The organism is Pedobacter sp., from assembly GCF_040513095.1.
Classification (GTDB): Bacteria; Bacteroidota; Bacteroidia; order Sphingobacteriales; family Sphingobacteriaceae; genus Pedobacter.
Genome location: NZ_JBEVDX010000004.1, coordinates 1 through 13,301 on the forward strand (window position 1 = coordinate 1; position 13,301 = coordinate 13,301).

At 42.5% G+C, this 13,301-nt stretch carries 14 protein-coding genes; 3 read left to right on the top strand and 11 right to left on the bottom strand.

What is annotated here, in order from left to right:
* The 9 genes from ABWY16_RS00355 to ABWY16_RS00395 all read right to left on the bottom strand — a co-directional run.
* The coding region (locus tag ABWY16_RS00355; RefSeq protein ID WP_353902663.1) for an SDR family NAD(P)-dependent oxidoreductase at positions 1–226 on the bottom strand (226 nt) is incomplete at its 3' end.
* A gap of 371 nt (positions 227–597) precedes the next feature.
* The gene (aroC, locus tag ABWY16_RS00360; protein WP_353902664.1) at positions 598–1,689 is read right to left on the bottom strand and encodes a chorismate synthase; all 1,092 of its coding nucleotides are present in this window, start codon (positions 1,687–1,689) and stop codon (positions 598–600) included.
* A gap of 11 nt (positions 1,690–1,700) precedes the next feature.
* A complete protein-coding gene (gene aroA, locus ABWY16_RS00365; RefSeq protein WP_353902665.1) occupies positions 1,701–2,963 on the bottom strand; it encodes a 3-phosphoshikimate 1-carboxyvinyltransferase in 1,263 nt (420 codons plus the stop codon).
* 68 nt (positions 2,964–3,031) lie between these two features.
* Complete coding sequence (locus ABWY16_RS00370; RefSeq protein ID WP_353902666.1) at positions 3,032–4,168, bottom strand: chorismate mutase; 1,137 nt, start codon at positions 4,166–4,168, stop codon at positions 3,032–3,034.
* Between the two features lie 49 nt (positions 4,169–4,217).
* Positions 4,218–5,051, bottom strand: a complete 834-nt coding sequence (locus ABWY16_RS00375; RefSeq protein WP_353902667.1) for a prephenate dehydratase — start codon at positions 5,049–5,051, stop codon at positions 4,218–4,220.
* A gap of 312 nt (positions 5,052–5,363) precedes the next feature.
* Positions 5,364–6,677 carry a PepSY-associated TM helix domain-containing protein gene (locus ABWY16_RS00380; protein ID WP_353902668.1) on the bottom strand — a complete coding sequence of 438 codons (1,314 nt, stop codon included), beginning with the start codon at positions 6,675–6,677 and terminating at the stop codon, positions 5,364–5,366.
* Positions 6,678–6,791: 114 nt separating this feature from the next.
* Positions 6,792–7,709: a sterol desaturase family protein gene (locus ABWY16_RS00385; RefSeq protein WP_353902669.1), complete on the bottom strand. Its 918-nt coding sequence runs from the start codon at positions 7,707–7,709 to the stop codon at positions 6,792–6,794.
* Positions 7,699–8,766, bottom strand: a complete 1,068-nt coding sequence (gene aroB, locus ABWY16_RS00390; protein ID WP_353902670.1) for a 3-dehydroquinate synthase — start codon at positions 8,764–8,766, stop codon at positions 7,699–7,701. The genes ABWY16_RS00385 and aroB overlap by 11 nt, the downstream gene beginning before the upstream one ends.
* Entirely contained in the window at positions 8,766–8,972 is a 207-nt protein-coding gene (locus ABWY16_RS00395; protein WP_142526630.1) for an RNA-binding S4 domain-containing protein, read from the bottom strand. Before ABWY16_RS00395 ends, aroB begins: the two co-directional genes overlap by 1 nt.
* 96 nt (positions 8,973–9,068) lie before the next feature.
* On the opposite strand from ABWY16_RS00395, the gene ABWY16_RS00400 reads away from it, so the two are divergent.
* From ABWY16_RS00400 to ABWY16_RS00410, 3 genes are all read left to right on the top strand, one after another.
* The gene (locus ABWY16_RS00400) at positions 9,069–10,253 is read left to right on the top strand and encodes a proline dehydrogenase family protein (protein WP_353902671.1); all 1,185 of its coding nucleotides are present in this window, start codon (positions 9,069–9,071) and stop codon (positions 10,251–10,253) included.
* Positions 10,254–10,816: 563 nt separating this feature from the next.
* Positions 10,817–11,458: a DUF6266 family protein gene (locus ABWY16_RS00405; RefSeq protein WP_353902672.1), complete on the top strand. Its 642-nt coding sequence runs from the start codon at positions 10,817–10,819 to the stop codon at positions 11,456–11,458.
* 2 nt (positions 11,459–11,460) lie between these two features.
* On the top strand, positions 11,461–12,138 hold the full coding sequence (locus ABWY16_RS00410; RefSeq protein ID WP_353902673.1) for a DUF6266 family protein: 678 nt from the start codon (positions 11,461–11,463) through the stop codon (positions 12,136–12,138).
* 68 nt (positions 12,139–12,206) lie between these two features.
* Here ABWY16_RS00410 and ABWY16_RS00415 read toward each other — a convergent pair whose 3' ends face one another.
* Positions 12,207–12,545: an Mpo1-like protein gene (locus tag ABWY16_RS00415; RefSeq protein WP_353902674.1), complete on the bottom strand. Its 339-nt coding sequence runs from the start codon at positions 12,543–12,545 to the stop codon at positions 12,207–12,209.
* Entirely contained in the window at positions 12,542–13,180 is a 639-nt protein-coding gene (locus ABWY16_RS00420; RefSeq protein ID WP_353902675.1) for an HAD family hydrolase, read from the bottom strand. The genes ABWY16_RS00415 and ABWY16_RS00420 overlap by 4 nt, the downstream gene beginning before the upstream one ends.
* Positions 13,181–13,301 lie beyond the last annotated feature (121 nt).

The following is a 13,301-nucleotide window of genomic DNA, read 5'->3' on the forward strand; positions in this document are numbered from 1 at the left end:
GTGTTTTAACCTCCTCAAATATCTGTTCCGGCGTTCCTGGTAAAGATAAATCAGCCACAATATATTGCGCATCAATATCGAATTTTTCCTTTAGAAATTTGCATTGTTCCTCCAGTTTATCCTCATTTCGTGCGATCAGTAAAAGGTTGTGCTTTCTATCGGCCAGCCGGGCAACCGTAGCTTGTCCGATGCCGCCGGATGCACCCGTAATCAATGTTACTTCCATAATTCAATTTTAGATATGACGGCAAAGGTCGTCCAATTATCAAGCTAAAAAGTATCCGGAAGTCGGAATTGTGTATCTGGATATTATTACTATTGATATCTATGCATATTGATATTTAGATTTCGATAAGTCTAGATGTGCAGATGCTAATTCATCCCACTATTGCCATCATGCTCTCGCCATCTTGCTATTGCCATCCCGCTTTCGCTACCTTGCTATGGCCACATTGCTACAGGATATCCTTTAAAACTAACGAACCCTTATATCGATGCCTTATGGTGCTCTTAAGCAGCATACAGCATCGATATAAGGGTTCATTTATTTAAGCGAAGCCAGTTTGATCTCAGCAAACCATGGTTTGCATAAAACAATTATAACTGACTAGCCCTATGTCTGAGCAACTGATCAGCAAGCACCAGCGCAGCCATGGCTTCTACAATAACAACAGCACGAGGAACAACACAAGGATCATGACGTCCCTTGCCTTTGATCTCAGCAGCCTCACCAGCCGCATTAACCGTTTGCTGGTTATGCATAATCGTAGCCACAGGCTTAAAAGCTACAGTAAACCCGATCTCCATACCATTGGAAATCCCCCCTTGTATCCCTCCGGAGAAATTAGTAAGCGTTTTAGGCCCCTTATCCCCATCAGTTAAAAAGATATCATTGTGCTCAGATCCGCGCATCTCACTGCCCGAAAATCCCGAACCATATTCAAATCCGTGCACCGCATTGATACTCAGCATTGCTTTGCCAAGCTCAGCATGCAGCTTATCAAAAACAGGCTCTCCCAATCCCGGAGGGCAGTTCTGAATAACGCAGCTGATTTTTCCCCCTACAGTATCACCATCTTTGCGGATCTGATCAATAAATTCAATCATTTCTTTAGCCGTAGCCGGATCTGCACAGCGTACAATATTTTCTTCACGTTGTGCCAGCAGTTCTTCAGCAGTTAGCGGCTGCAGGTTAGGCGCATTGATAGTCCCCACAGCAGAAACATGGGCAAAGATATTGATGCCATAATGTTTCAGCAGCAGTTTGGCAATAGCACCAGCTGCAACACGCGCCGCAGTTTCGCGTGCGGAAGACCTGCCTCCGCCACGGTGGTCACGGATACCGTATTTGGCATCATACGTGTAATCCGCATGAGAAGGACGGTAAACAGTTTTATTGTGCTCATAATCCTTGGAGCGGTGGTCTTCATTGGGGATCAGCAGTGCAATAGGCGTACCTGTGCTTTTTCCTTCAAAAGTTCCCGAAAGGATCTGTACCGTATCACTTTCCTTACGCTGCGTAGTTATTTTTGATTGTCCCGGGCGGCGCTTATCAAGTTCCGACTGGATAAAATCAAGATCAATGGGAAGCTGCGCAGGGCATCCGTCAACTATAACGCCAATGGCTTCACCATGTGATTCCCCAAAAGTGGAGATCCTGAATAAATGCCCAAATGTATTACCTGCCATTTTATTTTATATTAAAGTTCTTCAACTGTAAAACCAGCTTTCTGCAGATCTTTCCAGAAATCAGGATAAGATTTTTCTACTACCTGGTAATCTTCTATTTCAACCTCTTTGATGAGCAGGCTCAGTGGGGCAAAAGCCATCGCCATGCGGTGATCATCATAGGTAGCGATTGTGATCTTCTCCGGGAAATGCAGTCCTGCGCAATCAAGTGTATACACTTCGTTATCTTCGTTTAAGGTAACGCCAATTTTTGCAAGTTCGGTCTGCAAAGCAAGCACACGGTTTGTCTCCTTGATTTTCAAAGTTTCCAAACCTGTAAATGCGAGGTTCAATCCCTTTGCTGCGGCGCAAACGATAATAGTCTGTGCCAGATCAGGGCAATCCTTTAGGTTCATAATGCCGCTAACCGGTTGTTCCGGAGCCGAGACCAACTGGATACCATCGTTGGTACGTGAAGTGCTTACACCAAGGTCAATCATGATCTTTTGGATCTCACTGTCTCCCTGCAGGCTTTCCTCCCTCAGATTTGGCAGTGTGATATCAGCCTTATCAGCTAATGCTGCAATGCTGTACCAGTAAGAAGCTGCACTCCAGTCGGGCTCAACTACCAGCGTAGCCATTTGATGCACCTGACGTTTGATATGGATGGTATCGCCCTCCCATGTATGCTGAATTCCGGCCGTTGCCAGCATGTTCAGTGTCATTTCCAGGTATGGCCTTGATGTTAATCCGCCCGTGATATGTAGAGATAATCCGTTGGGCAATGTCGGGGCAATGATCAGCAGTGCTGATAAATACTGACTGCTCACATTTCCCCGGATAGAAACCTCAGATGGTGTGTTTTTCAGTCCGCCGTTGATCAGCAGGGGAGGATAACCTTCGTTTTTTTCGTAAGAGATATCAGCGCCCAGGCTTTTCAGTGCATCTACCAGGATACCTATCGGGCGTTCCTGCATTCTTCCGGATCCTGTAAGCTTAAACTTCTCTGGAATGGTGGAAAGAAAGGCTGTCAGGAAACGCATGGCAGTGCCGGCATGGCCAACATCAACCGTTCTTCTTTCTTCCAGCGAAGCTGTGCTCAGTTCTACCAGGATATTGTTTAGTACAACAGTATCAGCGGCGTCCGACAAATTTTTTGCCGTTACGTATCCCCTGCTGAGGGCTGCGATGATCAGCGCCCTGTTACTTTCGCTTTTGGAACCCGTTAAATTAATCGTTGCATGGATATCCTTTGCTGCGCTAAAGGAAACAACTGCGTTTTGTCTTTTAACCATTTTTCTGGGAACAGGTAAAACATGCAGGAGCTGTATACATCAAAGCTCCTGCAGATTATCCTGTGATGTTATGCTTTTTCGCCTGATGTAGCTTCAACTATTTCTTCTTCAGTTTTACCTTCATTCATAATCTCAGTTTGTTTTCTGATGGATTCACCATGAACAAGTTCTAAGAATTTCTCGGTAAAGCCCAGGTCAAGTTTCAGCGCTCTTGCAAATGCAGTTCCTTTTTTAAGGATCTCATCCCAGCGGTTAACCTGAAGGATAGTTACTTTGTTATCTTTTTTGTAGTTACCGATCTGCTCCACGATAGCCATACGCTCACCTAATTTCTGGATCAGTATATCATCGATTTTATCGATTTTCTGACGTAATTCTACCAGTTTATCAGTGAAAGCTTCATTTGGAGATTCCGGGTCACGTACGTTCAGTTTGGAAACCAGTTCTTCCAGAGCTGAAGGAGTAACCTGTTGTTTGGCGTCAGTCCATGCTACTGAAGGATCGATATGTGACTCGATCATTAATCCCTGCATATCCAGATCCAGTGCTTTTTGGGCGATGTAAGGGATGAGTTCCCGGTTTCCGCAGATATGTGAAGGGTCATTGATGATTGGTAATGTAGGGCATAAAGTTTTCAGCTGGATAGCCATTTCCCACATTGGTTCGTTACGGAAAGAGCTCTTCTCGTATGAAGAGAAACCGCGGTGAATAGCACCGATTTTAGTAATTCCCGCATTATTGATACGCTCTAAAGCACCAATCCACAAAGAGATATCAGGGTTTACCGGGTTTTTGATCAATACCGGGATGTCATGACCTTTTAAAGCGTCAGCAATTTCCTGTACGGTGAATGGGTTAGCCGTAGATCTTGCACCGATCCACAGGATATCAACACCTGCAGCCAAAGCTTCTTCCACATGTTTTGCAGTAGCTACTTCAACAGCTGTAGGTAAACCAGTTTCAGCCTTAGCTCTTTTTAACCATTCCAGTCCGATGCTTCCGATACCTTCAAATTCTCCCGGACGGGTACGTGGTTTCCAGATTCCTGCTCTTAATACAGACACTTTACCAGTTGCAGCCAGCAGATTAGCTGTAGATACCAATTGTTCTTCAGTTTCAGCGCTGCAAGGTCCGGAGATAATGAGCGGTTCGTTTTTAATGTTCAACCAGCTCTCTAAAGGCTGGATATTAAGATTTAATTTCATGATATGGGTGATTTAATAGGGGGTTTTCGATTATGTTTATTTTGGGTGATTATACTTTGTCGTTTTTCAGATACTCGCCCATGATGTTAAAGTTGACGGTGTATTTGAGGGCTTTGCGGACGGCGATATCATATTTATCCATGTCTGTCCATTCCAGGTCTACATAAAAATAGTATTCGTTTCTTCTGCCCAGTACCGGCATCGACTGGATTTTACTCAGGTTTACGTTCTGTTCTGCAAAGATGTTTAGCACCTGTGAAAGGGCACCTACATGGTTACCAACCTGGAAAACGATTGAGGCTTTGCTGATTTCTTTCAGGTCTTCGTTTTTCTCTTTTTGCAGGATGAGGAAACGGGTATAGTTTTTACTGTTGGATTCTATTCTTCTTTCGAGGATATTGAGGCCGTAGAGTTTGGCTGCCAGCGTATTGGCTACTGCGAGTGTATCTGTCAATCCTTCGTCCTTAATTTTTTTAGCACATGCTGCCGTGTCTGTGCTTTCCACTATTTTAAGGTGAGGGAAATCATCGAAGAAATCGATGCACTGGCGCAGGGCGATAGGATGTGAAGTCACAAATTCTGCATCCTCAAGTTTCACCCCTGGCAGTCCCATCAGGTGCAGCTGGATCGGCAGGTAAACTTCGCCGGTAACAGCGAAATTGTGTTCCCTGATCAATGTGTAGTTGGGTAAAAGGCTGCCTGCAATAGAATTTTCAATTGCCATGACCACGTAATCAGCTTCGTTAGCATCCATTACCTCACAAGTCTTTTTAAAGGAGTTACATTCAATGGTTTGAATGTCGTTGCCAAAGAACTTGAAAGCAGCTTCTTCGTGGAATGATGCTTTGATACCCTGGATTGCTACTCTTACTGCTGTTTTCATTTTGTTGTTAATCTGCGTTAATTGGTGCTTAAAGAAGTTCGAAAATTTGTGTTAAAAAAAAAGTCCCGGCTTTAGGCCGGGACTTTTCATATACAATTTATCTTGTTTCTTTTGATTGCATATCAGTCCCGGCTCTTACTAAAATAGTAGAAGTAACCAAACCAATATGTAGTGATGTTTCTCATTTTTTATTTTTTGGTGCTGAAAATCAGCGCCTGTATTGCTTTTTTATTTTTTCAAATGTACTAACAAAATTTAATTTGTCAATAGTAAAATAAAAAAAATTATTTTTTGTGTGTTCTGTCCTGCTTTTTATATTTTTCTGCCTTCAGTGTTCAATTGGAATACAGGTTCTTCCTGTTTGCTGATTATACGTAGTTTTGGCTTTGGAGATGCGCCGGCTGTTTTTTGCTCAGGTACTGCAACCTGTTTCTTCTTTTTGAATTTACGGCCGTACCATACCAGAAATCCCGTTATCGGCAAACTGGCACCAATTAATGCTGCCAGGAAAGCCAGAACCTTACCCGGGAAACCCAGAATGCTGCCAATATGGATATCATAATTCATTTTACGCAGCTTACCACCAAAGCCTGATTTTGCGAATGATATATCATATACGCCCTTGCCTTTGAGTTCCTTCAGTGAATGCTGATCAAAAGAATAACTTTGGTTGTTGTAAAATTGTCCGGCAGTAGGGTATACAGTGATGCCTATTGTAGCTTTCGCTTTAGCAGTATCTGGAAATGAATAGTAGAAGCCTTCAGAACGGGGGTGTTTTGCTATCACTTTTGTCCAGGCGATATCCATGGCCTGTTGCAGATTGTACAGGTGTCTGATGTTCAGGGTATCTGATTTTAAGTCCTTTGAGGTTTTCAGTTTTTCGCCGCCGGTAGTTACCCAGTAAAGTCCCTGGCTATACCATTTGATCCCGAAAACCATTCCTGTTAAGGCAATTACCAGCAGGAACAACATGGCATAAAAGCCAAGTACGTTGTGCAAATCAAGGTTTACCCTTTTAAAAGAAGCGCCCCATTTGATCTTAAAGCTTTTGTCTGTTGTGGATTTGTTCCATTTTTTTGGATACCACCAGATAAGCCCTGTAATCAGTATTACTGTAAATACGAGAGTAGCATAATCTACAACTGGTCTGCCGATTTCCCGCGGCAGCCACAGGTTGCGGTGCCCATTGAGGATAAACCTGAAAAAATCCACTTCCCCTTTTTTGCGTACTTCCCTGCTGATGATTTTTCCGGTATAGGGATTCACCTTCAGCAGCGTACCACCACCGCGTTTTTCCAGCTCATGAGGATTTCTTAGGGTAACTTCTACTGCCCTTCCCTGGATATACCTTGCATTTGCAATGACCAGATCAGGATCTGACTGTGCTGCAACAGCGCTGAGCTGAGAAGGTGTCAGTGTAGGTTTATTTTGCTTTTCAACTCTGGATTCAGGCTCCAGCATTGCGTTGATTTCTTCGTTGAAAACCCAGATACAGCCGGTTACGCATACAATAAATACGATAATACCTGAGGCCAGTCCCAGCCACAAATGCAGCCATTTATAGACTTTGGTAAAATTTGAATCTTTTGGTTTCTTTTTTGGGGATTGTCTGGCTCCTGAGATCATTATTTGATTATAAATGGCAATGTCTGGAGCAAATATATAACTATTTAGATCAAGTCCAAATAGTATAAGGCTGTCAATAATGAAAAAAGAGCGAAAGAACCCTTGACTGGTGTATTACACCATTTTGTCCGATAAAGCTTTTGAATGGTCAGCTTTGAGAAGTTCCTGCTGCATTACACTGGCAATCTGCGTACTTCCGTCATGGCTCCATCCGGGTGGACAAAACATATAACGAATTTTGTTTTTTATTCCCGGAGCCTTTTTCATGTCGGCTGCCAAAGCCCTGAATTCATGGAAAACGATGTTAACCGGTCCGGTATCTTCGGGCTGATGCGTTAGTCCGTAGACGATTTTTTCTTCAGGGATTTCTTCCTGGAATGTACCGAACATCCTGTCCCAGATAATCAGGATCATTCCCATGTTTTTATCGAGGTAACGGACATTACTGGCGTGATGAACGCGGTGATGGGAAGGGGTAACCAGAATATACTCGAGAACCGGATGCAGTTTTTTTACGGTCTGTGTATGGACCATATTGCCGTAAAGCTGCGTTACCAGGTAAGCAAGGATGATATCCACTGCCGTGAAACCCATGAAGGCGAGCGGAAGATAAAAAAACACCCTGTACAAAGGTTCAAAAACGGTTGAACGGAACCCTGTGGTAAGGTTGAAAAGCGGAGAAGAATGGTGCGTTACGTGCATGGCCCAGAATAGCCTTACATAGTGCCCCGATGTGTGCAGGCACCAGTACAGCAGATCCTGTGCAAGCACCAGGACAACCCAGTACAACCAGATGTTGCTGATTTCAAACAGCCTGAACTGGTAACAGAAATCCAGGACTACCAATGTAAATGCTTTGGTGCCAAGGTTAATGAAGAAGGCCAGCCCCATGAGATACACGTTGTTCCATGTATCACGTTTTTCGTAAAGGTGCCTGTCATGCACATAGCTGAAATACATTTCCAGCAGGCATGACAGGACAAGAAATATGACTAAAAAGGATGCTGCTAAATCTTCAGTCTCACTTAACATAGGTTAAATTGTAATATTCCATACTTTCGCGGATATCACTTTCGGTAACCCTGCAGTTCCAGGTACATTTACCTATGCTTTCCAGCAGGGAGAAAAGGATATTTCCATGTTCATTCTTTTTATCGCTCTGCATCAGGGCCAGCAGCTTATCAAATGATTTCTCTTTAATTTTATACGCGGGGTAAACACTGGATATGTAAGTTCTTACTTCTGCCAGTTCCTCTGCAGAAAGCTCACTGTTTTTATGTGATAACCACGCTTCGCAGATCATTCCTATAGCAATTGCCTCCCCGTGGGTAAGCGGTTTTTTGTCTTTGCTCAGTGAATAACTTTCAACGGCATGGCCGATGGTGTGGCCGAAATTCAAGATCTTGCGTTTTCCTTTTTCCAGCGGATCTTCTGTTACCACTGCGTTTTTGATTTCCACGGAGCGGTGGATCGCTGCTGTGGTTATCTTTTGATAGTCTACAGCTTTCAGTTCCTGGTAATATTTATCATCTGCAATCAGGCCGTGTTTGATCATCTCTGCAAAACCTGATAACATTTCCCTTTTAGGAACAGTTTTCAGGAATTCAGCTTCTATAAACACTGCCTGAGGCAAGCTGAAAGTGCCCACCATATTTTTCACATTATCAATATCAATCCCTGTTTTGCCACCCACAGAGGCGTCTACCTGTGACAGCAGTGTTGTAGGGATATTGATGAAATCTATACCGCGTTTATAGGTTGAAGCTACAAATCCGCCCATATCAGTGATTACGCCACCACCCAGGTTAATCATCAGGCATTTGCGGTCGGCTTCAAAATCAAGTAAAGTTTTCCAGATGCCGATACAGAAATCAATATTTTTGTTTTCTTCTCCCGGATCAGTTTCTATAAGGTCGAACCCGCTGAAATCATCCAGCATTTCCCTGAAAACAGGCAAACAGGCTTCAGCAGTATTGCGGTCTGCGAAAACGAAGACATTGCTGTAGGTGCCTTTTTCTATGATTTCTGCCAGGGGGGCTAAATTGGTATCAAAATATATATTGTGTCCGGAGCTCTCAATTGTATTCATTAAACTATTTTAATTTGGTTGCCCATAAAATCTATCAGATCGCCCTGGCGTACTTTTAAACGCTTACGGTAATCGACGCTGCCATTATATTTTACTAATCCGTCTTCCACAACAGTTTGGGCTTCGCCGCCACTTTGTACCAGTCCGGTTGCCTTAAGCAGCTGGATCATAGGGATAAATTCGCCTTCTAATTTAAATTCTATCATTGTGTTGCAAATTTACAATTAAAAACAAAGCGTTTTACCTTTGATCATGGCGGATTTTATATTTTTGCAACCGTTTGACTAACTTATCAATCCAAAATGCAAGTATCCCCAGGGAAAAAATTAAATTTTGACAATACTGAGATCGCCTTCCGAAGTAAATCAAAAGCAGAATTAAACAGTGCTTACTGGCTTTTCAAAGTCATGAGCAGCAATTTCTTAACTCAGGTAGGTCCGCCGGTGACCAATTTATTCTTAAATATCGGACTGCCTATCCAGGGACTGATCAAATCCACCATCTTCAGACAGTTTTGCGGCGGAGAAACTATCGCAGAGTGCGAGAATACCATTGCGCAACTGGCAGTTGGCAAAGTAGGTACTATCCTCGATTACTCTGTTGAGGGCGAAGAAGAGGAGCATGTATTTGATTTTACCTGTGCCGAGATTATCCGTACCGTTAACCGTGCCGCAGGTGATCCGCGTATTCCGATCACTGTATTTAAGATCACCGGTATAGCGCGTTTTGCATTACTGGAGAAACTTGATGCCACTCTGGAGCTTACTGCGGATGAAACAGCTGAATTTGCAAGGGTAAAACAGCGTTGCGAACGTATTTGCAGAACTGCCTTTGAAATGGATGTGCCTGTAATGATCGATGCCGAAGAAAGCTGGATACAGAAAACTATCGATGGCCTGGCCATTGATATGATGATGCTGTTTAACAAAGAGAAACTGATTGTTTACAATACTTATCAACTGTACCGTCATGATAAACTGGCGCATATCAAAGCAGATCACCTGATAGCCAAAGAGGCGGGTTTTGTGCTCGGTGCTAAGATTGTACGCGGGGCTTATATGGAAAAGGAGCGGAAAAGGGCGGCTGAAAAAGGTTATCCTTCACCGATCCAGCCGGATAAGGCTTCTACTGATAAAGATTACAATGCTGCAATTACTTACTGTATTGAAAATATCAGTCAGGCAGGCATTGTATGTGGTACGCATAATGAGAAAAGTTGCCAGGTACTGGCGGAATTGATGGATACACATGCGATTCACCACAGCCATCCTCACGTGTACTTCTCCCAGCTGCTGGGTATGAGTGATAACCTGAGTTTCAACTTGTCTGATGCTGGGTATAACGTAGCAAAATATGTGCCTTACGGGCCGGTTAAAGCGGTAATGCCTTATCTCTTCAGACGTGCTCAGGAGAATACTTCTATTGCCGGGCAAACCAGCCGTGAGCTGGATCTGATTGCGAGGGAAAAGGGCAGGAGAAATTCTTAATTTATTATTTGATTTTTTGCTGTTCGTACACTGGTCGTATATTGTTCGGACAGTGTTTAAGGTGAGTTCGCTAAGTCTTTTGTGTGTGCTCTTTTTGACCTTAGCACAAACTGACGTAAAACATACCTCATTCTTACTTTAGCTATACCTATTAGGTAAGGCTGAGGTAAGCGCGGGGTATGTTTTAACTATGTTTGTGGTAAGCCCAGAAAGAGCATGATCAAAACTGTCACCAAACACACTCAGACTACTGTACGAGCGAATATACTTCAATGACCGAAGAGTGAGCGGTCAATGACAGAAATAGCTGGTATTTAGGCAAAGACACATATATATGTGTATTTGCCTAAATAATTTTTAACACTAAAAAATTGTTTTTACTTTTGTATTCTATGAGACAAACAATAGTTTATTCGGGAAGAATAAATGATAATTGTCGCTTTGAATCATCTGTATCCTAGTATCTTTTTTTACTAATTTCTGTACTATTTGATTTTAAGCGTAGTTATCATTTCAAAAATTTAATATAGAAATGTTTAATTATTAATATAATCCAATTAGTTATGGGTATTGTAAAAAGAGGACCAGCTACGGGCTGGTCAGGAAAGGTTGGGAATCAGGTGTATTCTCAACATCCCGACAGGGAAACCACTGTAAGTGAGGCGCCGACGCCAACTAATCTGCCACCTACTGTAGACCAGTTAAGAGTCAGGCAGGTGACTTCAATCTGTGGAACATTAAGTAAGTTAAAGGGTTTTGTAAAGGTGGGTGCCCATGCAAAAAGCAAACCGAAAGGGCAAACTCCTTACAATATGATGTTGAAAGATGTCAGGGCGAATGCGATAAAAGGAGAATATCCAAATCAGTACCTTGATTACTCTAAGCTTCGGATCACACAGGGTACAATGTCTCCTCCTACGCTTGCAGAAGCGCGACTAACGGAAAAGGGCGTTGCATTCGAATGGAATCCTGATAATATAACGGATGACGACCATTATACTGATCAGGCAATGGTAATGGCTTATTTTCCTGAGCTTGGAATTGCACGGTATAAAACATGTTGTGCAGAGCGGCATAAAGGTGAATATCTTCTTCTTCTGGCGGGTATTAAAAAAGGTTATACTGCTGAAATTTATATTGGTTTTATTACTGATGAACGTGATCGTATTTCTGACAGTGTTTATTTAGGACAATTAATCTGGTAATCATGGGAGTAATAAAAAAACATTCAATTTTAGCAGACATCAGCGGAGGTCTTGGTCCTGTTGTGATCACAAATGTGAGAAATACACCGGTGATAAAAGAGGTACCGAAACCTCCGAAAAAAGGAACCCATACAGAGGATCAGGCTAAACAGCGTGCAATATTTAAACTGGCTGAGGATTTTCAACTGCGTATTGGCTATGACGTGCCAGGGATTGGATATCAGTTGCGTAAAAAAGATGGTGGTACAAAGCCTAATGCCATGCTTAAACATCTGATGCTCGATGCAGTAGAGGGTGAATATCCTGATTTTAGGATTGCATTCAGCAAAGTAAAAATGAGCCGTCCTGTCGATGAAATAGATGCGTGCTGGAACGGTCAGTGCGTCGCAGCTGAAGAGATGGCGATTGACGTGACCTGGGAGCAAAATCCATGTCCCGGGAAAACCACGCGCGCAAATGACGATGCTGTCATAGTGTTTTATGATGAAACCAGGAAGCGTAATATTTATCAATCAATGTATTCGCGAGGTAAAGTTCCCAGAAATGCATTGAAGTGGAGGTATACAGGTTTCCCTCAGCTGGTAGGTGACAATATTCACTGCTGGATCTTCTTTGTCTCGGCTAACGGAAAAAGAGTATCACAAAGTGAATATCTTGGAATGGTAACGGTAAAAAAATAATAGAAATAGTGTAGCCTTGGTAAATTTGGAGCCCCGCCTTTTGAGCGGGGTTCTAAATTTATTATCAGCTATTTAGCTTTAAAAGTTTGTCTGCCCATAATAATATCACCAAATAAAAGGAAGTCGCAGGCAATACTAAAAAAAGGATACTTCAATGTAGAAGGTTTATTTCGTTCAAAAAACAGGTGTCCGATCCAGGAAAAGCCAAAAGCAACAAACGGGATAGCTATAAAAAAATAGACATTATGGAATAACATTGAGGCGATAAAGCATAGGCACAGTAATGATATACCTGTGAAATGCAGCGCCCTGTTCATCGTATTCTGATGTTCAGTTAAATAAAATGGATAAAATTCTTTCAAAGAGTTGTATTTCTTTGGCTGGATTTTATGGTTGTTATTGATCATACCAAAATGCCCTTACTTTTCAAAAACGCACCGAGGTCTTTTGGATGTTCTGTCATCAGCAGCGTTTGCATACCAGCTTCTTTTGCTCCCACAAGATGCTGCGGACTGTCGTCAATAAAGAGTGTTTCTGCAGGGTTCAGGTTGTTTTCTTTCAGTACCTGCTCAAAGATCTCCACATGTGGTTTTCTGAGCAGCATTTCATGTGAATAGTAGGTTTTTTCAAAAAACTGATCATTGCCTTCCAGCTGGAATTCTCTTTTGAGGTAGTCTGTAAAGTAATCGAAGTGGATCTGATTGGTATTGCTAAGGAGGAAGGTTCTGTAATGTTTCTTTGCTTCTACCAGTGCGTCCAGTGTTTCCGGGACTATACCGATTAACAGGCTGTTCCATGCAGCATCTATTTCTTCATCTTTTAACGCAGGATTTTGCGCTTCAAGACGTATTCCGTCGCGGAACTGGGCAGGGGTAATGCTACCTGTCTCTAATTCATCAAATAAATTATTGTGTCCTTTATGACCGAAAAAATTCTCTATATTGGGGATACCGATTTGTGTAAGAGTCTTTTGTGCAATTCTGAAGTCAATCGCAAAAATGACGTTGCCGTAGTCGAAGATTATATTTTTAATTTTTTCCATAAACTGTTTTTAAAATTGAATACAAATATGTAACATTGCACTCGCAAAATCTAATAGATTTTTCGCGGGCCAATAGCTCAGCTGGTTAGAGTAGAAGACTCATAATCTTTTGGTCGATGGT

Excerpts from the sequence above, each read along its gene's own strand:
- aroA (WP_353902665.1), bottom strand. The coding sequence starts at position 2,963 with ATGGTTAAAAGACAAAACGCAGTTGTTTCCTTTAGCGCAGCAAAGGAT.
- ABWY16_RS00400 (WP_353902671.1), top strand. The coding sequence starts at position 9,069 with ATGCAAGTATCCCCAGGGAAAAAATTAAATTTTGACAATACTGAGATC.
- ABWY16_RS00410 (WP_353902673.1), top strand. The coding sequence starts at position 11,461 with ATGGGAGTAATAAAAAAACATTCAATTTTAGCAGACATCAGCGGAGGT.
- ABWY16_RS00385 (WP_353902669.1), bottom strand. The coding sequence starts at position 7,709 with ATGTTAAGTGAGACTGAAGATTTAGCAGCATCCTTTTTAGTCATATTT.
- ABWY16_RS00380 (WP_353902668.1), bottom strand. The coding sequence starts at position 6,677 with ATGATCTCAGGAGCCAGACAATCCCCAAAAAAGAAACCAAAAGATTCA.
- ABWY16_RS00405 (WP_353902672.1), top strand. The coding sequence starts at position 10,817 with ATGGGTATTGTAAAAAGAGGACCAGCTACGGGCTGGTCAGGAAAGGTT.
- ABWY16_RS00395 (WP_142526630.1), bottom strand. The coding sequence starts at position 8,972 with ATGATAGAATTTAAATTAGAAGGCGAATTTATCCCTATGATCCAGCTG.
- ABWY16_RS00370 (WP_353902666.1), bottom strand. The coding sequence starts at position 4,168 with ATGAAATTAAATCTTAATATCCAGCCTTTAGAGAGCTGGTTGAACATT.
- ABWY16_RS00420 (WP_353902675.1), bottom strand. The coding sequence starts at position 13,180 with ATGGAAAAAATTAAAAATATAATCTTCGACTACGGCAACGTCATTTTT.
- ABWY16_RS00375 (WP_353902667.1), bottom strand. The coding sequence starts at position 5,051 with ATGAAAACAGCAGTAAGAGTAGCAATCCAGGGTATCAAAGCATCATTC.
- aroC (WP_353902664.1), bottom strand. The coding sequence starts at position 1,689 with ATGGCAGGTAATACATTTGGGCATTTATTCAGGATCTCCACTTTTGGG.
- aroB (WP_353902670.1), bottom strand. The coding sequence starts at position 8,766 with ATGAATACAATTGAGAGCTCCGGACACAATATATATTTTGATACCAAT.
- ABWY16_RS00415 (WP_353902674.1), bottom strand. The coding sequence starts at position 12,545 with ATGATCAATAACAACCATAAAATCCAGCCAAAGAAATACAACTCTTTG.